The sequence below is a fragment of the Streptomyces sp. NPDC097617 genome (genome assembly GCF_044761485.1).
In the GTDB taxonomy this organism is placed as follows: domain Bacteria; phylum Actinomycetota; class Actinomycetes; order Streptomycetales; family Streptomycetaceae; genus Streptomyces.
Genome location: NZ_JBIWCL010000005.1, coordinates 334,092 through 357,177, shown reverse-complemented (window position 1 = coordinate 357,177; position 23,086 = coordinate 334,092). Strand labels below are relative to the sequence as shown.

Sequence of the window (23,086 nt, the reverse complement as noted above, 5' to 3'; positions counted from 1 at the left end):
GCCCCTCCGGCAGGGAGGGGCATCTGTCAGCGACGGGGCTGGGCGTCCAGGACCTGCTGGAGGGCCTCGAACTCCTCGACGCACTTGCCGGAGCCGAGGGCGACGGAGTCGAGCGGATCCTCCGCGATGTGGATCGGCATGCCGGTCTCCCGGCGCAGCCGCTCGTCGAGGCCGCGGAGCAGGGCGCCGCCGCCGGTCAGGACGATGCCGCGGTCCATGATGTCGCCGGACAGTTCCGGCGGGCACTTGTCGAGCGTGGTCTTGACCGCGTCGACGATGGCGTTGACCGGCTCCTCGATGGCCTTGCGCACCTCGGCGGCCGAGATGACGACCGTCTTGGGCAGGCCGGAGACCAGGTCGCGACCGCGGATCTCGGTGTGCTCGTCCTTGTCGAGGTCGTACGCCGACCCGATGGTGATCTTGATCTGTTCGGCCGTGCGCTCACCGAGGAGGAGCGAGTACTCCTTCTTGATGTGCTGGATGATCGCGTTGTCGAGCTCGTCGCCGGCCACCCGGATGGACTGTGCCGTGACGATTCCGCCGAGGGAGATGACGGCGACCTCGGTGGTGCCGCCACCGATGTCCACGACCATGTTGCCGGTGGCCTCGTGGACGGGCAGGCCCGAGCCGATGGCGGCGGCCATGGGCTCTTCGATGATGTGCACCTGGCGGGCGCCGGCCTGCGTGGACGCCTCGATGACGGCGCGTCGCTCGACTCCGGTGATGCCGGAGGGAACGCAGACCACCACGCGCGGACGGGCCAGGTAGCGGCGCTTGTGGATCTTGAGGATGAAGTACCGGAGCATGCGCTCGGTGATCTCGAAGTCGGCGATCACGCCGTCCTTGAGGGGCCGTACGGCGACGATGTTGCCGGGCGTGCGCCCGATCATCTTCTTCGCCTCCGAGCCGACCGCCAGGATGCCACCGGTGTTCGTGTTGATGGCGACCACGGACGGCTCGTTCAGGACGATCCCCCGGCCCCTCACGTACACCAGCGTGTTGGCGGTCCCGAGGTCGATCGCCATGTCACGGCCGATGAACGACATTTTGTTCCCCTTGTTCCCCATGAGGAGCGTCTGGCCTTCCAGTTGATAGCGGCTGCTGTCAGGTCGGCGAGGTGGGTGTGTGGGTGGAGGCCCCATCGTAGTGCCGCAAGTACGAAGACCGCGCGACGGGACTCCGGCAATCCCGCCGGAATGGATACCCGCCCCCTCAGTGGTGACGACGTGTCCTGCCCAGTCGTTCCCGCTCCCGCCCGGAAATACCGAAGGGCGACCGAAATTACTTCGGTCGCCCCAGGTCATGAGCGCTATTCGGCTGATGTTGCGTCAGGAACGAATGCTCAGAGCGCCGGGAAGAACAGCTTCAGCTCACGCTCGGCGGACTCCTGCGAGTCCGAGGCGTGGATCAGGTTCTCACGCGTGATCGAACCGAAATCACCCCGGATGGAGCCGGGTGCCGCGGCGATCGGGTCAGTGGGTCCGGCCAGCTGGCGGACACCCTCGATGACGCGTTCCCCTTCGACCACCAGGGCGACGACGGGACCGCTCGACATGAAGCCCATCAGGGGCTCGTAGAACGGCTTGCCCTTGTGCTCGCCGTAGTGCGCCTCCAGGGTCTCCTGGTCCAGCGTACGCAGCTCCAGTGCGGGGATGGTCCAGCCGGCCTTCCGCTCGATGCGGCCGATGATCTCGCCGACCAGGCCACGACGGACGGCGTCGGGCTTGAGCAGGACGAGGGTGCGCTGGGTCATGTTGCGGCTCCTTGCGGCATACGGGTGCGGTAGGGCGAATCTACAGGGCCGATCAGGGGACCCGTCACGCAGCGTCAGGCGCCCCGGGCGCCCCCTGCGCCTCCTGAGCGGCCGCCCAGCGCGCCTTGATCGTGTCGATCTTCCGGCCGTAGTGAACGGAGCACCACCACAGTCCGGCGAACACCGCCCCGAGGAAGAACATCGTCGGCACGACGAACCCGCTCAGGATCAGACCGATCTGCAGGGCCCAGCCCAGCTGGACGGCCCCGGGACGCGACAGCATCCCGCACAGCAGCACCGACAGCAGCATGGTGACCCCGCACACGGTCCAGACCGCGGCCTGGGTCAGGTCGGGGTCCTTCATCGCCACCAGCCCCGCGAAGCCGATCACAAAGAATTCACCGATCAGCGTGCTCGCACACAGCGTGCGCATCCCTCAGCCCCTCTTCAGCAGCAGGCGGGCCTCGCCCACCGTGATCACGGAACCGGTCACCAGGACCCCGGCCCCTCCGTACTCGGCCTCTTCCTCCGCCAGGGTGATCGCCGCCTCCAGGGCGTCGTCCAGCCGCGGCTCCACCTGCACCCGGTCCGCGCCGAAGACCTCGACCGCGACGGCCGCCAGCTCGTCGGCGCCCATTGCCCGGTGGCTGGAGTTCTCCGTCAGCACCACCTCCGCGAAGATCGGCTCGAAGGCCTCCAGCACCCCGCGGACGTCCTTGCCCTCGCTCGCGGCCACGACACCGATCAGCCGGCTGAAGCCGAAGGACTCGGTGACCGCCTCCGCGGTGGCCGCCGCGCCCGCCGGGTTGTGCGCCGCGTCCAGGACCACCGTCGGGCTGCGCCGCACGACCTCCATGCGGCCGGGCGAGGCCACCGAGGCGAAGGCCTTCCGTACGGTGTCCAGGTCCAGGACCCGGGCGTGCTCCTGGCCGACGCCGAAGAAGGCCTCCACCGCGGCCAGGGCGACCGCCGCGTTGTGGGCCATGTGCGCGCCGTACAGCGGCAGGAAGATGTCGTCGTACTCCCCGCCCACACCGCGCAGCGTCAGCTGCTGGCCGCCGACCGCGACCTCGCGCGCGACGACGCCGAACTCCATGCCCTCGCGGGCCACGGTCGCGTCGACCTCGACGGCCTTCTTCAGCAGCACCTGCGCCGCGTCCACCGGCTGCTGGGCCAGGATCACGGTCGCGTCCTGCTTGATGACGCCGCCCTTCTCCACGGCGATCTCACCGGGTGTGGAGCCGAGCCGGTCGGTGTGGTCCAGGCTGATCGGGGTGACCACCGCGACGGACCCGTCGATGACATTGGTCGCGTCCCAGCTGCCGCCCATGCCGACCTCGACCACGGCCACGTCCACCGGGGCGTCCGCGAAGGCCGCGTAGGCCATCCCGGTGAGCACCTCGAAGAACGACAGCCGGTACTCCTCGGAGGCGTCGACCATCTCCACGTACGGCTTGATGTCGTGGTAGGCCTCGACGAACCGCTCGGCGGTGATCGGCGCCCCGTCGAGGCTGATCCGCTCGGTGATCGACTGCACGTGCGGGCTGGTGTAGCGGCCGGTGCGCAGCTCGAAGGCGTTGAGCAGGGCCTCGATCATGCGGGCCGTGCTCGTCTTGCCGTTGGTGCCGGTGATGTGGATGGAGGGGTACGCGCGCTGCGGCTCGCCCAGCACGTCCATCAGCGCCGCGATCCGCGACACCGAGGGCTCCAGCTTGGTCTCGCCCCAGCGGGTGGCGAGCTCCTGCTCCACCTCCAGCAGCGCCTTGGCGGCCTCCGGGTCTACGGGCCGGGCGGGTACCGGGTCACCCAAGGGCGGTCCGGCCTGCGCGCGCAGGGTGCGGCTACCGGCCTCGATCACCGCCAGGTCGGGGTCGCGGTCGGACTCTTCCGCCACGATCTGGTCGAACTCGTCGAAGGTACCGGCGAGGTCGTCGTTGTCGTCGCGGTCGTGGCTCTCGGGCTGCTGGTCACTCACAGGGCCAGTCTACGGACGGGCACCCGAAGGACTTTCGGCCCGGCCGTTTCGGGACCTCCGGCCGCCGGAGCGACCGGATCGTTATGCAAGCCTTGCGGCAGGAGATAGGGGAATAAATGCCGCAGGCCAGCAGCAAAAAGACAGCATCCAGCCGCGACATAGGGATCGACCTGGGCACCGCCAACACCCTCGTCTACGCGCGGGGGCACGGAATCGTCCTCAATGAGCCGTCCGTGGTCGCCGTGAAGGCGGGCACCACCACCGCCCTGGCCGTCGGTACGGACGCCAAGGAGACCATCGGCCGCACCCCGGGCTCCATCACCGCGATCCGCCCCCTCAAGGGCGGCGTGATCTGCGACTACGAGGCTGCCGAGGAGATGATCCGGCACTTCGTCCGCAAGGCGGTCCCGGGCCGGCGGACCCGCACCCGGATGGTGATCTGCGTGCCCTCCGGCGTCACCCCGGTCGAGCGGCGGGCCATCGTCCAGGCGTCCACCCGGGCCGGCGCCCGGACGGTCCACCTGATCGAGGAGCCGATGGCGGCGGCGATCGGCGCCGGACTGCCCGTGGCCGAACCCCGCGGCTCCATGGTCGTGGACATCGGCGGCGGCACCTCCGAGGTCGCCGTCATCTCCCTGGGCGGCATCGTGACGTCGCAGTCGCTGCGGGTCGGCGGGGACCGGCTCGACGCGGCGGTCATCGACCACGTGCGCAAGGAGCACGGGCTGCTCATCGGCGAGCGCACCGCCGAGGACGTCAAGCTGGGCATCGGCTCGGCCTGGCCGGTACCGGACCGGCCGGAGCTGGAGACCCGCACCTTCACCGTGCGCGGCCGCGAGAAGGTCGGCGGCATGCCCAAGACCCTCCGGCTGACCGTCCCGGACGTGCGGGCCGCGCTCGACGAACCGATCGAGGCGATCATCGCGGCCGTGCGCACCACCCTGGAGGAGTGCCCGCCGGAGCTGTCGGGCGACGTGATGGAGCACGGCATCGTGCTGACCGGCGGGGGCGCCCTGCTGCCCGGCCTGGACCTGCGGATGGCCTCGGCGACGGGCATCCCGGTCTTCGTCGCGGACAACCCGCTCGACTGCGTGGCACTGGGCTCCGGCCGATGCGTGGAGGAGCTGGACACCCTGGGCGGCCTGCTGGCCCCGGCGAGGGCATAGGTCCCGGTCCCGGGACCGGGACCGGGACCGGGACGGGGACGGGGACCGGGACGGGGACCGGGACGGGGACCGGGACGGGGACCGGGACGGGGACCGGGACCGGGCCTTCGGATGCTTGCTAGCCGCGCGGGAGGGTGGCCACGACCTCGTACGTGTTCCGGGTGCGCGTCGCCGTCAGGGTTCCGCCCAGGCTGCGCACGCGCTCGGACATGCTCGCCGTGCCCGAGCCCGCCGAGACGGGGGCCCGGCCCGGGGTCCGGGCCGGCAGGGCGTTGCTCACAGCGATCCGCAACCGCGGGCCGTCCGCCGTGATCGACACGTCGATGGTCTCGCCGTGCGCGTGCTTGGCCGCGTTGGTCAGGCACTCCTGCACCACCCGGTAGACCGCCGCCTGCCGCAGCGGCGACAGCCCGTGCACGTCTTGGTCCATGACGAGGCGGACCGGCGATCCGGCCCGCCCGCTCTCCTGCGCCAGCGCCGCCAGGCCGTCCACGCCCGGGGTCGAGGCCCGCTCCCCGCGCTGCACGATGATCTCGTTGAGTACCAGATGGGCCCGGCGCGCGGTGTCGGCCAGCTCCTCGAAGTCCGGCCCGTACGCCGTCTCGCGCGCCCGCATCGAGAGGACCTCGGAGCGGACCGTGAGCAGGGTCAGCTCCCGCCCGACGAAGTCGTGGACATCGCGGGCCACGGAGGTGCGCTCCTGCTGGACGGCCTGGAACACGGCGGACTCGGCCCGCCGCGCGGCCAGCTCCCCCACCAGGTCGTGCCGGTAGGCGGCGATGCCCACCGCCGAGGCGAGCACCCCGATCGGCACGACCAGGCTGAGGAAGCCGCTCAGGGTCTGCCCCTGCGGTTCGGGCCAGCCCGGCAGGACGAACATGAGCAGCGCGAAGGCGACGTACCCGAGCGTGGCGAGGATCCCGGCCCGGCGCCCCCGGTAACGGCCGACCGAGTAGAGCGCGAACTGGATCAGGGTCAGCTCGTGCAGCCACCCGATCAACAGCAGCGCGGCCAGGTACGAGATCCAGGGCTGACGGCGGCGCACCAGCAGGGTCGCGCAGCCCAGCGCGAGGACGACGGCCGCGGTGGGGCCGGACAGCGAGTTGTCGGCGGCGGCGAGGCCCGGCAGGTCGAGGGCCATCAGGCCGAGGCAGCCGAGCGCGGTGAGCACGTCCACGGCCCGGGGGGACCCGGCCCAGGTCTCGCTGAGCCGACGGCCGGAGGCCACCAGCCGGTCGAAGGCCGGGACGACGGGCTTGACGCGCATGCCCTCCATCATCCGTGGTCGGCGTCCCGGTTCGAATCGCCCCGGAACCAAAAACGGCGTGATTTCGGGCACTTCGGACAGGCCGTAGGTCCCGGCGCCCGGCGACCTCGCGCCCTGCCGCGGGCCCGCCCGCCGACCGTGGCTTCGGTGCATCACCACCCACCGGGGCCTGTTCCTGCTGACCGGCGGTCGCGGAGTTCGGCGGCCACCTGCTGTGACGCCGACCCCGGGGCGGGGAAGGGATACAGCGAAGGCCCCCACGTCGACCGACGGCGTGGGGGCCTTCACCTGTGCATGCGTACGGGCCGCTAGGCGGCCGGCAGCCCGTCCAGCTGCGCCTGCAGCCGGGCGATGTCCGCCTCCGCCTTGGCGAGGCGGCCCTTGATCTTGTCCACGACGTTGTCGGGGGCCTTGGCGATGAACGCCTCGTTCCCGAGCTTCGCCTCGGCCTGCTGCTTCTCCTTCTCCGCGGCGCCCAGGTCCTTGGTCAGGCGCTTGCGCTCGGCGGCCACGTCGATGGTGCCCGACAGGTCGAGCGCGACGGTGCCGCCGGCGACCGGGAGGGTCGCGGTGGCGCTGAAGGAGTCACCCTCCGGCTGGAGGCGCAGCAACTGCCGGATGGCCGCCTCGTGCGCGCCCAGGGCGGTCGCGCCCAGGTCCAGACGGGCCGGAACCTTCTGGCCGTCCTGCAGCCCCTGCTCCTTGCGGAACCGGCGGACCTCGGTGATCACCGACTGGACGGAGGCGATCTCGGCCTCGGCGGCCTCGTCGCGGAAGCCGCTGTCCTTCGGCCATTCGGCGATGACGAGGGACTCGCCGCCGGTCAGCGTGGTCCACAGCGTCTCGGTGACGAAGGGGACGACCGGGTGCAGCAGTCGCAGCATGACGTCGACGACCTCGCCGAGGACCCGGCCGGAGACCTGGGCCTGCTCGCCGCCCGCGAAGAAGGTCGTCTTCGACAGCTCGACGTACCAGTCGAAGACCTCGTCCCACGCGAAGTGGTAGAGCGCCTCGCTGAGCTTCGAGAACTGGAAGTCCTCGTAGTACGCGTCGACCTGCGCGACCGTCTTGTTCAGGCGGGACAGGATCCAGCGGTCGGTCGCGGACAGCCGCTCGACCGGCGGCAGCTCGCCCTCGATGGTGGCGCCGTTCATCAGCGCGAAGCGCGTGGCGTTCCAGATCTTGTTGGCGAACTTGCTGGACGCCTGGACCCAGTCCTCGCCGATCGGGACGTCGGTGCCGGGGTTGGCGCCCTTGGCCAGGGTGAAGCGGACGGCGTCGGAGCCGTACTTGTCCATCCAGTCCAGCGGGTCGACGACGTTGCCGAAGGACTTCGACATCTTCTTGCCGCGCTCGTCGCGGACCAGGCCGGTCAGCGCGATCGTCTTGAAGGGGACCTCGCCGTCCATGGCGTACAGGCCGAACATCATCATCCGGGCGACCCAGAAGAAGATGATGTCGTGGCCGGTGACCAGGACGTCGGTGGAGTAGAACTTCGCCAGGTCCGGGGTCTGCTCCGGCCAGCCGAGCGTGGAGAACGGCCACAGGCCGGAGGAGAACCAGGTGTCGAGGACGTCGGTGTCCTGCGTCCAGCCCTCGCCGGTGGGCGCCTCGTCGTCCGGTCCGAGGCAGATGACCTCGCCGTTCGGGCCGTACCAGACCGGAATGCGGTGGCCCCACCACAGCTGGCGCGAGATGCACCAGTCGTTGAGGTTGTCGACCCAGTCGAAGTACCGCTTCTCCATCTCCTGCGGGTGGATCGTGACGCGGCCGTCGCGGACCGCGTCACCGGCGGCCTTGGCGAGGGTCTCGACCTTGACCCACCACTGCAGGGACAGGCGGGGCTCGACGGTGGTGCTGCAGCGCGAGCAGTGCCCGACGGAGTGCAGGTACGGGCGCTTCTCCGCGACGATCCGGCCCTGCTCGCGCAGCGCGCCGACGACGGCCGAACGCGCCTCGAAGCGGTCCAGGCCGAGGAAGGGACCGTGGACGGTGATGACACCGCGCTCGTCCATGATCGTCATATTGGGCAGGTCGTGCCGCAGCCCGATGGCGAAGTCGTTCGGGTCGTGCGCCGGGGTCACCTTGACGGCGCCGGTGCCGAACTCCGGGTCGACGTGCGTGTCCGCGACGACCGGAATGGTGCGATCGGTCAGCGGCAGCTTGATCCGCTTGCCCACGAGGTGCTTGTAGCGCTCGTCGTCCGGGTGGACGGCGACCGCCGTGTCACCGAGCATCGTCTCGGCACGCGTGGTGGCGACGACGAGGGTGTCCTCGCCCTCCCCGTAGGTGATGGAGACGAGCTCGCCCGCGTCCTCCTGGTACTCCACCTCGATGTCGGAGATGGCCGTCAAACAGCGGGGGCACCAGTTGATGATGCGCTCGGCACGGTAGATCAGACCGTCGTCGAAGAGCTTCTTGAAGATCGTCTGGACGGCCTTGGACAGGCCCTCGTCCATGGTGAAGCGCTCACGGGACCAGTCGACGCCGTCGCCGAGGCGGCGCATCTGGCCGAGGATCTTGCCGCCGTACTCTTCCTTCCACTGCCAGACGCGCTCGACGAACTCCTCGCGGCCCAGGTCGTGGCGGGACTTGCCCTCCTCGGCGAGCTGCTGCTCGACCTTGTTCTGGGTGGCGATGCCGGCGTGGTCCATGCCGGGCAGCCACAGCGACTCGTAGCCCTGCATCCGCTTGCGGCGGGTCAGCGCGTCCATGAGCGTGTGCTGGAAGGCGTGCCCCAGGTGCAGGGAGCCCGTGACGTTCGGCGGCGGAATGACGATCGTGTACGGGGGCTTCTCGCTCTTCGCGTCCGCCTCGAAGTAACCGCGCTCAACCCAGCGCTCGTAGAGCTTCCCTTCTACCTCGGCCGGCGCGTACGTGGTCGGCAATTCGGAGTTGGGGCTGCTGGGTGTCTGCGCGTTCTCGGTCACGGGGCACAGTTTAGAGCGGTAACAGTCCAGTCATGAAACCGGTATTCCGGGGACCCGGCGCCCTGACGGCCCCGGGCTTCCGTCAGGATGTGAGAAACGGATAAGCAACCTCATTGGGGGAACGCGGGATGAGCTACAACCAGCCAGGGCCCTACGGGCAGCAGCCTCAGCAGCCGGGACCTTACGGACAGCAGCCCCCGCCGCCGCCCGGCCCGTACGGCCAGCCCGCCCAGCAGCCCGGCCCGTACGGCCAGCCCCAGGCCCCGCAGCCCGGCTACGGCTACCCGCAGCAGCCGGGCGTCCCCCCGCAGGGATACCCGCAGCAGCAGCCGCCGACGCCGGCCTACGGCTACTCCCAGCAGCAGCCCCCGTACGGCGGCCAGCCCCCGAAGAAGTCCAAGACCGGCGTGATCATCGCCGCGGTCGTCGCGGTCGCGGTGATCGCGGGCGGCGGCTGGTACCTCCTGGGCGGCGGCGCGGGCGGCGCCATCTCCGCGGACACCAAGGGCTACAAGCTGGTGGCCCCGGAGTCGGTGGACGACTTCAAGAAGGACCCGAAGTACAAGGCGAAGAGCTTCTCCGCCGAGGACAAGAAGGAAGCCGAGGCGGCGGGTGTCAAGAACCCGGAGCAGGTCGGCATGAACTACGTGGGCGGGGACCCGAGCAACCCGCTGGCCGCCAAGGGTCTCAACTTCTCCGGCGTCTACGGCGAGATCGCCGACCCGGAGAAGGCCGTGGACGGCTACTTCGCCATGGCCAAGTTGGAGGCGTCCAAGGACGGCAAGTCCGAGGTGCAGCTCGTCGGCAGCCCCAAGACGATGTCCCCGGCCAACTTCAAGGGCGCCGTGATGAAGTGCCAGGACATCAAGTTCACCTCGAAGGACACGAGCACCAAGGGGCCCAAGGAGGCCACGCTCCCCTTCTGCATCTGGGGTGACTACAGCACCCTGAGCATGGTGAGCGCCTCGGACGTGGCCTCCATCCTGGCCGGCAAGCCCGGATACACCCAGGAGCAGGCCGCCGAACTCACCGCGAAGCTCTACAACACCGCCCGCGTCAAGAAGTAACCCCGCGCGCGGTATACGCAAGAAGGGGCGCCCCCGGTCGGGGGCGCCCCTTCTTGCGTACGGCTCGGCCTACTGCTCGACGGCCGGTCGGGCTACGCCGACTTCTCGTGCGGGCCCTGGTCCTTCGGGACGATGCGCGGGACCAGCGTCGGGTTGACGTTGGAGCGGACCACGTCCGAGGTGATGACCACGCGGGCCACGTCCTTGCGGGACGGGACCTCGTACATCACCGACATCAGGACCTCTTCCATGATGGCGCGCAGGCCGCGCGCGCCCGTCTGGCGGAGGATGGCCTGGTCCGCGATGGCCTCCAGCGCCTCGCGCTCGAAGTCCAGCTCCACACCGTCGAGTTCGAACAGCCGCTGGTACTGCTTCACCAGCGCGTTGCGCGGCTCGATGAGGATCTGGAGCAGGGCCTCGCGGTCCAGGTTGTGCACCGAGGTCAGCACGGGGAGGCGGCCGATGAACTCGGGGATCATCCCGAACTTCACCAGGTCCTCCGGCATGACCTCCTGGAACTGGTCGCTGGCCTCGATCTCGCGCTTCGAGCGGATCGTCGCCCCGAAGCCGATGCCCTTGGCGCCCGCACGCGACTCGATGATCTTCTCGAGGCCGGCGAAGGCGCCGCCCACGATGAAGAGCACGTTCGTCGTGTCGATCTGGATGAACTCCTGGTGCGGGTGCTTGCGGCCGCCCTGCGGCGGTACGGAGGCGGTCGTGCCCTCCAGGATCTTCAGCAGGGCCTGCTGCACGCCCTCGCCGCTCACGTCGCGCGTGATCGACGGGTTCTCGCTCTTGCGGGCCACCTTGTCGATCTCGTCGATGTAGATGATCCCGGTCTCGGCCTTCTTGACGTCGTAGTCGGCGGCCTGGATCAGCTTCAGGAGGATGTTCTCGACGTCCTCACCGACGTACCCGGCCTCCGTCAGCGCCGTCGCGTCGGCGATGGCGAACGGGACGTTCAGCATGCGGGCGAGGGTCTGCGCGAGCAGCGTCTTGCCGGAGCCCGTGGGGCCCAGCAGCAGGATGTTGGACTTCGCGAGCTCGATCGCGTCCTCGCGGCCCTGCGCTCCGCCGTTCTCGCCGGCCTGAACCCGCTTGTAGTGGTTGTAGACCGCTACGGAGAGCGCCTTCTTCGCCGGCTCCTGGCCGACGACGTAGCTCTCCAGGAATTCGTAGATCTCACGGGGCTTGGGGAGTTCCTCCCACCGGACCTCGGAGGTCTCCGCGAGCTCTTCTTCAATGATCTCGTTGCAGAGGTCGATGCACTCGTCGCAGATGTACACACCGGGTCCTGCGATGAGCTTCTTCACCTGCTTCTGGCTCTTTCCGCAGAACGAGCACTTGAGCAGATCGCCGCCGTCACCGATGCGTGCCACGAGGTGCTTCCCCTTCGCCTGGGAGACGCCTGGTTCAGCGCTCCTGGTGCCTCATATCCGACGGTACCTTGCCGGGGGCCCCGTGCGGGGCCCCCTTGACGTGGTTCACATCGCTCAATCCGACGATGTGCTCACGCCAACTGGTGGCAAGGATCAGGCCTTGCTGCTCTTGCGGGTGGAGATGATCTGGTCGATCAGCCCGTACGCGAGAGCGTCCTCGGCCGTGAGGATCTTGTCGCGCTCGATGTCGTCGCGGATCTTCTCGATCGGCGTCGTCGAGTGCTTGGCCAGCATGGTTTCCAGCTGGTCACGCATGCGCAGGATCTCGTTGGCCGCGATCTCCAGGTCGGAGAGCTGCTCGCGGCCGGTGCCACCGGAGGGCTGGTGGATCAGCACGCGGGCGTTCGGCAGGGCCATGCGCTTGCCGGGGGTACCGGCGGCGAGCAGGACCGCGGCGGCGGAGGCCGCCTGGCCCATGCAGACCGTCTGGATGTCCGGCTTCACGAACTGCATCGTGTCGTAGATCGCCGTCAGCGCGGTGAAGGAGCCACCGGGGCTGTTGATGTAGATGGAGATGTCGCGGTCCGGGTCCATCGACTCCAGGCACAGCAGCTGCGCCATGACGTCGTTGGCGGACGCGTCGTCGATCTGCACGCCGAGGAAGATCACGCGCTCCTCGAAGAGCTTCGCGTACGGGTCGTACTCGCGCACGCCCTGCGAGGTGCGCTCGACGAAGCGCGGGATGACGTAGCGGTTGTCCACCTGCGGGCCGCTGTAGAGGCTGCTCGCGGAGAAGTTGGTCTGCATCTGGGTGTTCACCATCCTGGTGGCGTTCTGCGGGCTGGTCGGCTGCGGGGTACTGACGGTGGGTACCGGGATCAGGCCCCGGTGCCGCCGCCGCCCGGCGCGTGGGACGCGGCCGAGATGATCTCGTCGATGAGGCCGTAGTTCTTGGCCTCCTCGGCGGTGAACCAGCGGTCGCGGTCACCGTCGCGGATGATCGCCTCGACGGTCTGGCCCGAGTGGAACGCCGTGATCTCGGCCATCCGCTGCTTGGTGCGCAGCAGGTACTGGGCCTGGATCTTGATGTCCGACGCGGTACCACCGATGCCGGCGGAGCCCTGGTGCATCAGGATGTCGGTGTTCGGCAGGGCGAAGCGCTTGCCCTTGGCGCCACCGGTCAGCAGGAACTGGCCCATCGAGGCCGCCATTCCCATGCCGATGGTGACGACGTCGTTCTTGATGAACTGCATGGTGTCGTAGACGGCCATACCGGCCGTCACGGAGCCACCGGGGCTGTTGATGTAGAGGTAGATGTCCTTCTCCGGCTCGGCGGCCAGGAGCAGGAGCTGCGCGGTGATCTTGTTGGCGATGTCGTCGTCGACCTGCTGGCCGAGGAAGATGATGCGCTCGCCGAGCAGCCGGTTGTAGACATGGTCGCCGAGGCCGCCACCGATGGACGGCTCACCCGCGGCGTAAGGCTTCAGATTCGTCACGTATCCACCTGCTCGTCTCCGACGGCCATGTGCCGTCTCAGCGTCTCGTTCTGGGGCCCGGTCCGGCCGGAGCGGACGAGTCCGCCGGCGTTCGGGTACTCACGTGCCCTCGTATTCATGGACCCTAACGCGCAGGTAGGACAACGCCATCCCGCTTCCCGAACTGTTCGCTCGGAGCGCAAGGTCCGCGGGCCTTACGGGGGCCGCGGCGAAGGGCCCGGACGCGACTGCGTCCGGGCCCTTCGGGGCACTGCTCAGTGGGCTTGGCCCGGGGTGTTACTTGGCCTCTTCGGCCTTGACCTCGTCGTCGCCGTCAACGGCGGCCTCGACGGTCTCGGCGGCCTGCTCCTCGTCCTCGTCGGACAGGTCCACGACCTCACCGTTGGTGTCGACGACCTTGGCGGCCTCGACGACGACCGCGAGGGCCTTGCCGCGGGCGACCTCGCCGACGAGCATCGGAACCTGGCCACCCTCGACCACGGCCTGGGCGAACTGGTCGGGGGACATGCCGGAGGAAGCGGCACGGCGCATGAGGTGCTCGGTGAGCTCCTCCTGGTTGACGCCCAGCTTCTCCTTGTTGACCAGCGCGTCGAGGACGAACTGGGTCTTGATGCCCTTGATCGCCTGCTCGGAGGTCTCGGCGTCGAACTCCTCGACCGTCTTGCCCTGGAACTCCAGGTACTTCTCGATGGTCATACCCATCTGGCCGAGCTGGTGGTGCTCCAGGTTGTGCTTGCGGGTCTGGACCTCGTCCGCGAGGAGCTTCTCGGGGATCGGGACCTCGACGAGCTCGAGCAGCTTCTCCAGGACGCGCTCCTGGGCCTGCGTGGCCTGGTCGTACTGCTTCATGTCCTCGAGGCGCTTGCGGCTGTCGGCCTTGAGGTCCTCGAGGGAGTCGAACTCGCTCGCCATCTGCGCGAACTCGTCGTCCAGCTCCGGGAGCTCCTTGGCGGAGACCTTGGTGACCTTGACGGTGACCTCGGCGTCCTTGCCCTCGGCGGAGCCGCCCTTCAGCTGGGAGGTGAAGGTGGCCTCGCCACCGGCCTCCAGGCCCGTGACGGCCTCGTCGATGCCCTCGAGGAGCTCGCCCGAGCCGATGGTGTACGAGACGTCGGAGGCGACGCCGTCGGGCAGCACCTCGCCGTCGACCTTGGCCTCGAGGTCGATGGTGACGACGTCCCCCTCGGCGGCGGCGCGCTCGACGTCCTTGGTGGAGGCGAAGCGGCCGCGCAGCTGCTCGACCGACTTCTCGACGTCCTCGTCGGAGACCTCGATGGCGTCGACCTCGACCTCGATGCCGGAGTAGTCCGGGATCTCGATCTCGGGTCGGACGTCGACCTCGGCGGTGAAGGCGAGGACCTCGCCGTCCTTCAGCTCGGTGATGTCCACCTCGGGCTGGCCCAGCGGGTTCAGGTCGGCCTCGTTGACCGCCTCGGTGTAGAACTTCGGGAGGGCGTCGTTGACGGCCTCCTCCAGCACCGCACCGCGGCCGAAGCGCTGGTCGATGACGCGGGCCGGGATCTTGCCCTTACGGAAGCCCTTCACCGTGACCTGCTGGTTGATCTTCTTGTACGCCGCGTCGAGGCTGTCCTTGAGCTCCTCGAAGGGCACCTCAACAGTGAGCCGAACCCGAGTCGGGTTCAGGGTCTCCACGGCGCTCTTCACGGTTCGGTCTCCTTGTGGCTGACTGCTGGGGATTCTGCCGTCACGCTGTGATTCAGCGCTTCGGCGGACTTCGGCCCGGTACATCAGACACACGGGCACGCAGCTTGCATAGTAACCGCAAGCGGCAATCAGCCCACAACGCGATCTTGTGGAGACACTGCTGCTGGTCGGGGTGGCCGGATTCGAACCGACGACCTTCCGCTCCCAAAGCGGACGCGCTACCAAGCTGCGCCACACCCCGTCGGTGCGACACGTAGGGTACATGCCCGGGAACACTCTGATGCACGGGGTTTCACGAGAGTATTTCGGGCAGGACTCCGCCACGGCGCCGAATGTGGTGTGCACCCACCGGGAGCGACCCGCTAGGATGCTGTCCGTGCCGAGGTCCCCGGACCTGCGGCGCGCGCGTTGCGGGTGTAGCTCAATGGTAGAGCACTAGTCTTCCAAACTAGCTACGCGGGTTCGATTCCCGTCACCCGCTCTGAAGCACAAAGGGCCAGGTCAGAGGATGACTCCTCAACCTGGCCCTTCGTCGTTCCCAGAGCGGAGACCACGTGGCCGCCGAGCACGCCGTGTCTGTGCACGGCGAGGTCGACACGCAGGAGTTCCGCGCCATGCTGCGGGCCATGCTGAAGGACGAGGTGCCGCAGCACGCCTGACGTACGCACGCTCATCGTCCTGTCGGAAGGTGGACCGCACGCCTGCCAGGCGTGGCACGTCGCCGCGCGCCGAGATGAGCTCGGGTCAGAGCTTGATGTTCGCGATCATCGTCGCGACGGAGTTCAGGAAGCGGTTCACGTCGTCCGCGATCGAGCTGGACGCGAGGAAGAAGCCGAAGAGCGCCGCGACGATGGCAGGGCCCGTCTTGATGTGGTTGCCGCGGATCAGCACCACCAGAATGACCGCCAACAGAACCACCACTGACAGCGAAATGGCCACTACTGATCACACCTTCGGTCGTCCCCTGGTCGGCCCTGGGGGCACGGCAAGGCATACCCCCACATGGAGCATCCTCCCACCAACGGGCCCCGGCTATACGCCCCGTGACGAATAGCCGCGGTTCTGTTTCCGCCAAGCATCATGTGCGACAGGAATATTTCGGGCACGGGGTGCCTGTCACGGGCTGGCGAGGCCGAGGAGGGAACGGATATTCGCATACTTTGCGGACAGCCGGTCGCGCGTGGGGGCGTCCAGTACGGAGAGGCGTACGGGGTCCGCGTTGTGGGCGAGGTCGGCCTCCTTGACGAGCAGGGCGCCCGGGGTGTCCAGGATGCGTGCCGCGTACTGCTCGACCGGTTCGCCCGGGCGTTTGGTGACCGCGAGGACCATGTCCTTCACCGTCTGCGGGAGGGCCGCCGCGTCCAGCCAGGTGAGGCTGAGGGCCTCGTCCTCGATGGCGTCGTGGAGCCAGGCCGCCGCCTGCTGTTCGGGGCTGCCGCCGCGCAGCCGGACGCCCTCGGCCACGGCCGCGAGGTGTTCGGCGTACGGCCGGCCGGCCTTGTCCGTCTGGCCCTCGTGCGCACCGCGGGCGAGGGACTCGACCTCGATGAGGGTCAGGGGGCTGTTCGTCATGCGATCTCCCTTGCCGCCGCGCCGAGTGCCTCCGCTGCCCGGCGCACGTCGTCGTGCGTAGTACGCCAGTTGGAGAACGCGGCGCGCAGGGCCGCGGTTCCCCCGTAGACGGTGGGAGTGACGAACACCTCGGCGGCCACGGCCTCCCGCAGCGCGGTGAGGCGCTCAGGGGTGGGGGCCTCGGCGAGGGTGAAGCAGACGACGTTGAGGCGGACCGGGGCGAGGAGGGTGAAGGCGGGGTCCTCCTCCAGTGCGGCGCCCAGGGCGCGGGCGCAGGCGATGTCGCGCTCGACGATCTCCCGGTGGCCCTGGCGGCCGTACGCGCGGAGCGTGAACCAGGCGGCGAGGGCGCGCAGTCGGTGGGAGTTCTCCGGGGTGAGGTGGACGAGGTCGGGGTGCTCGCCGAGCGGGCCGAGGTAGGCGGCGGAGTTCTGGAAGACGCGGGCCTGCAGGTCGCGGCGGCGGGTGAACTGGACGGCGCTGTCGTAGGGGACGTTGAGCCACTTGTGCAGGTCGACGCAGAGGGAGTCGGAGGCGTCGAGGCCGTCGGCGAGGTGCGCGTGCTGCGGGGAGAGGGCGGCGAAGGCGCCGAACGCGGCGTCGGTGTGGAGCCAGAAGTCGTGGCGTTCGCGCAGGTCCGCGACGGTGCGGAGGTCGTCGAAGTCCACGGTGTTGACGGTGCCCGCGTTGGCGACGACCACGGCCGGTCCGGGGGCGTCGGCCAGCGCCCGCTCCAGGGCGGCGGGGTCGACGGCCTCGCGGCCGGGCAGGGTGGGGACCCGGACCAGGGAGCTGCGGCCGAGGCCCAGGACCGAGAGGGCCTTGGCGATCGAGGAGTGCGGGGCGCCGGAGAGTACGCGGACCCGGCCGAGGGCGGCCGCGCCGTCCTCGGCCGGGGAGACGCCGAGGCGTTCGCCGAGCCACTCGCGGGCGATGGCGAGGCCGGTGGTGTTGGACATGGTGGCGCCGGAGACGAAGGTGCCCGAGTGGGCGGCGCTCAGGCCGAAGAGCTCGCGGAGCCAGCCGACGGTCTCGCGTTCGAGGTCCTGACCGCCGCCGTCGAGCGCGGAGTTGGAGTTCTGGTCGTGGGCGGCGGTCAGCCAGTCCCCGGCGAGGGCGGCGGGGGTGGCGCCGCCCGTGACGAAGCCGAGGTAGCGCGGTCCCGCGGAGGCAGACAGCCGCGGCTCCCAGCGCTCGCGGAAGGCGGCGAGGGCGGCCTCCGTGCCCGTGGCGTCCTCCGGGAGGGCTTCGGGGGCGTGCGGCTTCCCGGCGGGCGGTACGACGGGACGCGCCTCCAGCGTGGCGAGCGCGTCGGCGGCGGCGCCGCGGGCGGCGTCGAGGAGTTCGGGAAGCCGGGCGAGGTCGGCGGCGAGCATGCGGTCCATGGGGGCACGGTAGGCCCGGCCGGGCCCGAGGGGGCGGGCCAATCCGCGGGGATTGGCCCGCGTGCCGTCGTAGGCTCACCGGATGATCGCGAAGCGGCGGACGATGCGATGGATACCGGCCCTGGTCGTGGCGGGGGCGCTGGCGGGGACCGCGGGGTGCTCGACGCCACCGGCCCCGAGGGCGGCGCCCGGGCCGACCTCGGTGAGCGGGGGCGCGAGGCCGGCGCCCGCCCGGAGCGCCCCCGCGGCTCCGCCGGCCTCGGCGGAGCCGTGCCCCGAGGGCGGGGTGCGGCTCGTCGAGATGGACGGGAACGCGGCCATGGGGCTGCGGGTGGCGGACTTCCAGCTGGTCAACTGCGGTACGCAGCCCTACGTTCTGGAGGGCTATCCGCAGCTGTCGCTGCGCGACGACCGCAACGATCCGGTGGAGGTCGCGGTGGAGCACGGGACGGCGGGGATCACCACGGGGACGCCGAACCTGGACGCGGCTCCGCAGCCGGTGACGCTGGCCCCGGGGCAGGCGGCCTTCTTCGGGATGGTGTGGCGCAACCTCGTCACCGAATCGTCGGTTCCGGCCGTGACGGCACGCATCGTGGAGGTCGAGCCGCAGCCGGGCGCGCCCCGGCTGTGGCTGCGGGTCTCCGCGCCGGTGGACCTCGGGAACACCGGGAGGCTGGGGCTCGGTCCGTGGCAGCCGCTGGTCCGCTGAGGCCCGGACGCCACGGATCGCGGTGGGGCGGCCGTGACGCCGCCCGGCGCAGCGGGGGGTGGGGGTCCTGCGGTCAGGCGGAGCGGCGGATCAGCAGCAGTGCGCGGTCGTCATTGACGTCCTTGGCGACCTTTTCGATCAGGTGCCAGGCGGCGCCGTCCCAGCCGGCGGCCACGTAGCGGTCGGCCTCGCCGGTGAGGCGGTCGATGCCCTCGCTGATGTCGCGGTCGGAGGTCTCGACCAGGCCGTCGGTGAAGAGCATCAGGACGTCGCCGGGGCGCAGGTTGCCGCTGGCGGGGGTGAATTCGGCTCCGTCGTATACGCCGAGGAGCGGGCCCTCGCCGGACTTCTCCTGCCAGCGGCCGGTTCCCGCGGAGAGCTGGAGGGCGGGTAGGTGGCCGGCCGAGAGGAGTTCGTAGTCGCCGGTCTCCAGGTCCAGGACGAGGTGGATGGAGGTGGCGAAGCCCTCGTCCCAGTCCTGGCGCAGGAGGTAGCCGTTGGCTGCGGGCAGGAAGCCGTGGGCGGGCAGCGCGCCGAGCAGTCCGCCGAAGGCTCCGGACAGGAGCAGGGCGCGGGAGCCGGCCTCCATGCCCTTGCCGGAGACGTCGGTCAGCACGATCTCCAGGGTCCGCCCGCCGTTGGTGCGGGCGGCGACGACGAAGTCGCCGGAGAAGGACTGGCCGCCGGCCGGGCGCAGGGCCATCTCCCGGTGCCAGCCGCGCGGCAGGGCGGGCAGCTTGCTCTGGACGCGGATGCGTTCGCGCAGGTCGAAGAGCATGGTGCCGCCGCGCCGCCAGGGCACGCCGACGCGGCTGCGGAACTGGGCGATGACGAGGCCGAAGAATCCGCAGGCGGCGACGACGAGCACGGTGCCGGGGGTGACGCGCGCCGGGCCCTGGGTATAAGGACCGAGGACGAGGGCCTCGACGATCAGTGCGGCCGCGGAGGCGGCGTACAGCGCGAGGAGGCTGGCGGGACGCAGCAGCAGTCCCCCGGCCACGATCGGCAGGACGAGCGCCGCCGGCGAGAACCAGACAGGCAGCATCAGCGTGCCGCAGGCGATGGCGGGGATGGTGAGGAGCAGTCCGCCGAAGGCGAGCCAGTCGGAGCCGTCGCCGCGGAAGTAGTCGACGGCTGATTTGCGCAGGGCGGTGCGGCTCCGGTGCGACAGCATGCGCATCCGGGCCATGAGGGATTCCACGCGTGCTCGGGCCATTGCATCGGGACCTTATCCATCCTGGCTGTGGATGCGCAGGGGTACCCCCGGACCTGGGGCTCGCACCCGCCCGAAAACAGATCGACTGGGACGGAATGCCCCGATAGGGATGGCCGTATGGCTCTTGAGATGCGCGCATTACAGGCGGATGAGTGGGATGTCTGGTACGACCACCTGGAACTGGCATTCGGTGGCGTGCCGACCTCGCCGAGGAGCGGGAGCCCTACGGAACGCTGACCGGCGTCGGCCGTTCGCTCGGCGTCCGGGACGCTGATGCGTGCGTGGGATCGGCCGCCGCCCTCGACTTCCGGCTCTCCGTACCCGGCGGGGCTATCGTCCCGGCTCGCCGGGTACGGCCGGCTTGGTGCGGGAAGTGCGCCCGGGGGCGCTGACGGAGGCCTCGCGCGCCTTCGCCGGGGACGTGGCGCCGTGGCTGCCGCACGGCTCCTGACGGAAGGGGCGGACTAACGGGACTGGCAGCCCGGGCACCAGAAGAGGTTGCGGGCGGCGAGGTCGGCGGTGCGGATCTCGCCCCCGCAGATGTGGCAGGGCATGTTCGCCCGCCGGTAGACATACACCTCGCCGCCGTGGTCGTCGACGCGCGGCGGCCGGCCCATCGCCTCGGGCAGGTGCTCGTCGCGGACGGTGTCGATGCGGTTGTTGCGCACGCCCTCGCGCATCAGGGCGGCCAGGTCGGCCCACATGGCGTCCCATTCACCCCGGGTGAGCTCCCGGCCGAGCCGGTACGGGTCGATGCCGTGCCGGAAGAGGACCTCGGCGCGGTAGACGTTGCCGATGCCCGCGACGATCTTCTGGTCCATGAGCAGGGCGGCGACGGTGGTGCGGGAGCGGGAGATCCGGGCCCAGGCGCGGTCGGGGTCGTCGGCGGCGCGCAGCGGGTCCGGGCCGAGCCGGTCGTGTATCGCCTTCTTCTCGCTCTCGCCGATCAGGGCGCAGGCGGTGGGGCCGCGCAGGTCGGCGTAGTGGTCCTCGTTCACCAGGCGCAGCCGGACGGTGTCCGTGGCGGGCGGGGCCGGGGCGGGGCCGAAGCCGAGCTTGCCGAACAGGCCGAGGTGGATGTGGATCCAGGCGTCGCCGAGTTCCAGGAAGAGGTGCTTGCCGTGTGCCTCGGTGCCGTCCAGCTCGCGCCCGTCGAGGACGGCCGCGCTCTGCTCGAAGCGGCCCTGGGGGCTGCTGACGCGGACCGGCCGGCCCGCGAACCGCTCGGCGTGGTCCCGGGCGAGGCGGTGGATCGTATGCCCCTCGGGCACGGCGAAGCTCCTCGGAAAGAAGAAACCGGCCGTGCCGCCCCCGAGGGGCGGCACGGCCGGAAGCGGGATCAGCCCTGCGGGTGGTGGGCCGGGATCGGGGGGAGCTCGCCGGTGGTCTCGTAGGCGGAGAGCATCTCGATGCGGCGGGTGTGGCGCTCCTCGTCGGAGTACGGGGTCGCCAGGAAGGCCTCGATGAAGCTGACGGCCTCGTCCTGCGTGTGCATCCGGCCGCCGACGGAGATGACGTTGGCGTTGTTGTGCTCACGGCCGAGCTGGGCGGTCTGGACGCTCCAGGCCAGGATGGCGCGGACGCCCTTGACCTTGTTCGCGGCGATCTGCTCGCCGTTGCCGGAGCCGCCGATCACGATGCCGAGGCTGTCGGCGTCGGCGGCGGTCTTCTCCGCGGCGCGCAGGCAGAACGGCGGGTAGTCGTCCACGGCGTCGTAGATGTGGGGCCCGCAGTCGACGGGCTCGTGGCCGTTGTTCTTGAGCCAGTCCACCAGGTGGTTCTTGAGCTCAAAGCCGGCATGGTCGGATCCGAGGTACACGCGCATGGGACGAGTGTGGCACGAGGAGCCCCGACAGCCCGCAGCGGGTGTCGCGTAAGTCACTTCTAAAGCTCAAGTAAACCCAAAGAACGCAGATGGGACACGGCAGGGCTTTGTTCCTGGAGGTTCACCCCAAGGCAACGATCCGGATTGAGGTCTTCCGTCCTGCGTTCATCTCAGGCTTGAATGCCGGGGCTCGCAACCCGAGAACCTAAGGATCCGTCCATGAGCTCCACGACGACCCTCCAGAAAGAAGGCGACCCCACCGGGAACCCCGGTGAAGGCCAGCCCTCCGACGGTCTGAAGGCCGGTCTCAAGAACCGCCACCTGTCCATGATCGCCATCGGCGGCGTCATCGGCGCCGGCCTCTTCGTCGGTTCCGGTGGCGGTATCGCCAAGGCCGGTCCCGCCATCCTGATCTCCTACGCCCTCGTCGGCGCGATGGTGGTCTTCGTGATGCGGATGCTCGGCGAGATGGCTGCCGCCAGCCCGAACTCGGGCTCCTTCTCGGCCTACGCCGACCGCGCGCTCGGCCGCTGGGCGGGCTTCTCCATCGGCTGGCTCTACTGGTTCTTCTGGGTCGTCGTCCTCGCCGTGGAGGCCACCGCCGGTGCCGCCATCCTGGAGAACTGGATCCCGGCCGTCCCGCAGTGGGCCTGGGCGCTGATCGTGATGGCGGTGCTGACCGTCACCAACCTCGGCTCGGTCGCCTCCTACGGTGAGTTCGAGTTCTGGTTCGCGGGCATCAAGGTCGTCGCCATCGGCGCGTTCGTGATCGTCGGCATGCTGGCCGTCTTCGGCGTGCTGCCGGGCTCCGACAACCCGGGCGCGGGCTTCGCGCACCTCACCGACGCCGGCGGGTTCTTCCCCAACGGCTACGGCGCCGTGCTCACCGGTGTGCTGATGGTCGTCTTCTCCTTCATGGGCAGCGAGATCGTCACCCTGGCCGCCGGTGAGTCGGAGAACCCCCGCAAGGCGGTCACCCGGGCCACCAACTCCGTCATCTGGCGGATCGGCGTCTTCTACCTGGGCTCGATCTTCATCGTGCTGACCCTGCTCCCGTGGAACGACAAGTCGATCACCGAGAAGGGCTCGTACGTCGCCGCCCTGGACTCGATCGGCATCGCTCACGCCGGCACGATCATGGAGGTCATCGTCCTGACCGCCGTGCTGTCCTGCCTGAACTCGGGCCTCTACACCGCCTCCCGCATGGCCTTCTCACTCGGTGAGCGCGGTGACGCCCCCAAGGCGTTCGCCAAGGTCAACAAGCGGGGTGTGCCGGTCGCCGCGATCCTGGGCTCCACGGTCTTCGGCTTCGTCGCCGTCTACTTCAACTACGCCTTCAAGGACACGGTCTTCAACTTCCTCCTCAACTCCTCGGGTGCCATCGCGCTCTTCGTGTGGCTGGTGATCTGCTTCACCCAGCTGAGGATGCGCGGGATCCTGGTCCGCGAGGCCCCGGAGAAGCTGACCGTGAAGATGTGGCTCTTCCCGTGGCTGACCTGGGCCACCGCCGCACTGATCATGTTCGTGATCGGCTACATGTTCGTGGACGACGCCAACCGCGAGGTCGTCACCCTGTCCACCCTGGTCGCCGGCCTGGTCGTGCTCGTCGGTGTGATCCTGGACTTCCGCCGCAAGCGGGCCCTGCAGGGCTGATCGCTCGTGCACATACGCCGGAGCCCGG

General features: G+C 69.8%; 21 protein-coding genes and 2 tRNA genes. 5 read left to right on the top strand and 18 right to left on the bottom strand.

Going from position 1 to position 23,086, the window contains the following annotated elements:
- Positions 1 to 26 precede the first annotated feature (26 nt).
- The 4 genes from ACIQZO_RS12605 to ACIQZO_RS12590 form a co-directional block, all read right to left on the bottom strand.
- Complete coding sequence (locus tag ACIQZO_RS12605; protein WP_008738981.1) at positions 27 to 1,046, bottom strand: rod shape-determining protein; 1,020 nt, start codon at positions 1,044 to 1,046, stop codon at positions 27 to 29.
- 296 nt (positions 1,047 to 1,342) lie between these two features.
- Entirely contained in the window at positions 1,343 to 1,753 is a 411-nt protein-coding gene (gene ndk / locus ACIQZO_RS12600) for a nucleoside-diphosphate kinase (RefSeq protein WP_403624213.1), read from the bottom strand.
- A gap of 64 nt (positions 1,754 to 1,817) precedes the next feature.
- Positions 1,818 to 2,186 (bottom strand): DUF4233 domain-containing protein, encoded by a 369-nt coding sequence (locus ACIQZO_RS12595; RefSeq protein WP_399745935.1) that lies wholly within the window; start codon positions 2,184 to 2,186, stop codon positions 1,818 to 1,820.
- 3 nt (positions 2,187 to 2,189) lie between these two features.
- On the bottom strand, positions 2,190 to 3,728 hold the full coding sequence (locus ACIQZO_RS12590; RefSeq protein WP_403624210.1) for a bifunctional folylpolyglutamate synthase/dihydrofolate synthase: 1,539 nt from the start codon (positions 3,726 to 3,728) through the stop codon (positions 2,190 to 2,192).
- Between the two features lie 116 nt (positions 3,729 to 3,844).
- On the opposite strand from ACIQZO_RS12590, the gene ACIQZO_RS12585 reads away from it, so the two are divergent.
- The gene (locus ACIQZO_RS12585; RefSeq protein WP_403624207.1) at positions 3,845 to 4,894 is read left to right on the top strand and encodes a rod shape-determining protein; all 1,050 of its coding nucleotides are present in this window, start codon (positions 3,845 to 3,847) and stop codon (positions 4,892 to 4,894) included.
- Positions 4,895 to 5,012: 118 nt separating this feature from the next.
- Here the strand turns inward: ACIQZO_RS12585 and ACIQZO_RS12580 are convergent, their stop codons facing one another.
- Both ACIQZO_RS12580 and ACIQZO_RS12575 read right to left on the bottom strand, forming a co-directional pair.
- Positions 5,013 to 6,161 carry a sensor histidine kinase gene (locus tag ACIQZO_RS12580; protein ID WP_403624204.1) on the bottom strand — a complete coding sequence of 383 codons (1,149 nt, stop codon included), beginning with the start codon at positions 6,159 to 6,161 and terminating at the stop codon, positions 5,013 to 5,015.
- A 308-nt stretch (positions 6,162 to 6,469) separates the two neighbouring features.
- Positions 6,470 to 9,091: a valine--tRNA ligase gene (locus ACIQZO_RS12575; protein WP_403624201.1), complete on the bottom strand. Its 2,622-nt coding sequence runs from the start codon at positions 9,089 to 9,091 to the stop codon at positions 6,470 to 6,472.
- 128 nt (positions 9,092 to 9,219) lie between these two features.
- Here ACIQZO_RS12575 and ACIQZO_RS12570 point away from each other — a divergent pair, with 128 nt between their 5' ends.
- Positions 9,220 to 10,158, top strand: a complete 939-nt coding sequence (locus ACIQZO_RS12570; RefSeq protein ID WP_403624198.1) for a hypothetical protein — start codon at positions 9,220 to 9,222, stop codon at positions 10,156 to 10,158.
- A 92-nt stretch (positions 10,159 to 10,250) separates the two neighbouring features.
- Here the strand turns inward: ACIQZO_RS12570 and clpX are convergent, their stop codons facing one another.
- From clpX to ACIQZO_RS12545, 5 genes are all read right to left on the bottom strand, one after another.
- Positions 10,251 to 11,537, bottom strand: coding sequence for an ATP-dependent Clp protease ATP-binding subunit ClpX (gene clpX / locus ACIQZO_RS12565; RefSeq protein ID WP_361751229.1), 1,287 nt, complete (start codon positions 11,535 to 11,537; stop codon positions 10,251 to 10,253).
- A 153-nt stretch (positions 11,538 to 11,690) separates the two neighbouring features.
- Positions 11,691 to 12,359: an ATP-dependent Clp protease proteolytic subunit gene (locus tag ACIQZO_RS12560; protein ID WP_403624195.1), complete on the bottom strand. Its 669-nt coding sequence runs from the start codon at positions 12,357 to 12,359 to the stop codon at positions 11,691 to 11,693.
- A gap of 56 nt (positions 12,360 to 12,415) precedes the next feature.
- On the bottom strand, positions 12,416 to 13,033 hold the full coding sequence (locus ACIQZO_RS12555; protein ID WP_403624192.1) for an ATP-dependent Clp protease proteolytic subunit: 618 nt from the start codon (positions 13,031 to 13,033) through the stop codon (positions 12,416 to 12,418).
- A gap of 276 nt (positions 13,034 to 13,309) precedes the next feature.
- Positions 13,310 to 14,698 (bottom strand): trigger factor, encoded by a 1,389-nt coding sequence (gene tig, locus ACIQZO_RS12550; RefSeq protein ID WP_403624189.1) that lies wholly within the window; start codon positions 14,696 to 14,698, stop codon positions 13,310 to 13,312.
- A 164-nt stretch (positions 14,699 to 14,862) separates the two neighbouring features.
- Positions 14,863 to 14,939, bottom strand: a tRNA-Pro gene (locus tag ACIQZO_RS12545).
- A 169-nt stretch (positions 14,940 to 15,108) separates the two neighbouring features.
- Between ACIQZO_RS12545 and ACIQZO_RS12540 the strand changes: the two genes are divergently transcribed.
- Positions 15,109 to 15,179: transfer RNA gene (locus ACIQZO_RS12540), tRNA-Gly, on the top strand.
- Between the two features lie 263 nt (positions 15,180 to 15,442).
- Here the strand turns inward: ACIQZO_RS12540 and ACIQZO_RS12535 are convergent.
- From ACIQZO_RS12535 to ACIQZO_RS12520, 4 genes are all read right to left on the bottom strand, one after another.
- Positions 15,443 to 15,637, bottom strand: a complete 195-nt coding sequence (locus ACIQZO_RS12535) for a hypothetical protein (RefSeq protein WP_403624186.1) — start codon at positions 15,635 to 15,637, stop codon at positions 15,443 to 15,445.
- Between the two features lie 177 nt (positions 15,638 to 15,814).
- Entirely contained in the window at positions 15,815 to 16,270 is a 456-nt protein-coding gene (locus ACIQZO_RS12530; RefSeq protein ID WP_403624183.1) for an HD domain-containing protein, read from the bottom strand.
- The gene (locus tag ACIQZO_RS12525; RefSeq protein WP_403624180.1) at positions 16,267 to 17,655 is read right to left on the bottom strand and encodes a pyridoxal phosphate-dependent decarboxylase family protein; all 1,389 of its coding nucleotides are present in this window, start codon (positions 17,653 to 17,655) and stop codon (positions 16,267 to 16,269) included. Before ACIQZO_RS12525 ends, ACIQZO_RS12530 begins: the two co-directional genes overlap by 4 nt.
- A gap of 75 nt (positions 17,656 to 17,730) precedes the next feature.
- Positions 17,731 to 17,976, bottom strand: coding sequence for a hypothetical protein (locus tag ACIQZO_RS12520; RefSeq protein ID WP_403624177.1), 246 nt, complete (start codon positions 17,974 to 17,976; stop codon positions 17,731 to 17,733).
- Between ACIQZO_RS12520 and ACIQZO_RS12515 the strand changes: the two genes are divergently transcribed.
- Positions 17,957 to 18,364, top strand: coding sequence for a DUF4232 domain-containing protein (locus ACIQZO_RS12515; RefSeq protein ID WP_403624174.1), 408 nt, complete (start codon positions 17,957 to 17,959; stop codon positions 18,362 to 18,364). The two genes, ACIQZO_RS12520 and ACIQZO_RS12515, sit on opposite strands and share 20 nt — an antisense overlap.
- A 73-nt stretch (positions 18,365 to 18,437) precedes the next feature.
- On the opposite strand, the gene ACIQZO_RS12510 is transcribed toward ACIQZO_RS12515, so the two are convergent.
- From ACIQZO_RS12510 to ACIQZO_RS12500, 3 genes are all read right to left on the bottom strand, one after another.
- Entirely contained in the window at positions 18,438 to 19,580 is a 1,143-nt protein-coding gene (locus ACIQZO_RS12510) for a PP2C family protein-serine/threonine phosphatase (protein ID WP_403624171.1), read from the bottom strand.
- Between the two features lie 464 nt (positions 19,581 to 20,044).
- Positions 20,045 to 20,851 carry an Fpg/Nei family DNA glycosylase gene (locus ACIQZO_RS12505; protein WP_403624169.1) on the bottom strand — a complete coding sequence of 269 codons (807 nt, stop codon included), beginning with the start codon at positions 20,849 to 20,851 and terminating at the stop codon, positions 20,045 to 20,047.
- 68 nt (positions 20,852 to 20,919) lie between these two features.
- On the bottom strand, positions 20,920 to 21,405 hold the full coding sequence (locus ACIQZO_RS12500; protein ID WP_202201560.1) for a ribose-5-phosphate isomerase: 486 nt from the start codon (positions 21,403 to 21,405) through the stop codon (positions 20,920 to 20,922).
- Between the two features lie 219 nt (positions 21,406 to 21,624).
- Here ACIQZO_RS12500 and ACIQZO_RS12495 point away from each other — a divergent pair, with 219 nt between their 5' ends.
- Positions 21,625 to 23,058 carry an amino acid permease gene (locus ACIQZO_RS12495; protein WP_403624166.1) on the top strand — a complete coding sequence of 478 codons (1,434 nt, stop codon included), beginning with the start codon at positions 21,625 to 21,627 and terminating at the stop codon, positions 23,056 to 23,058.
- The last annotated feature ends 28 nt before the right edge of the window (positions 23,059 to 23,086 follow it).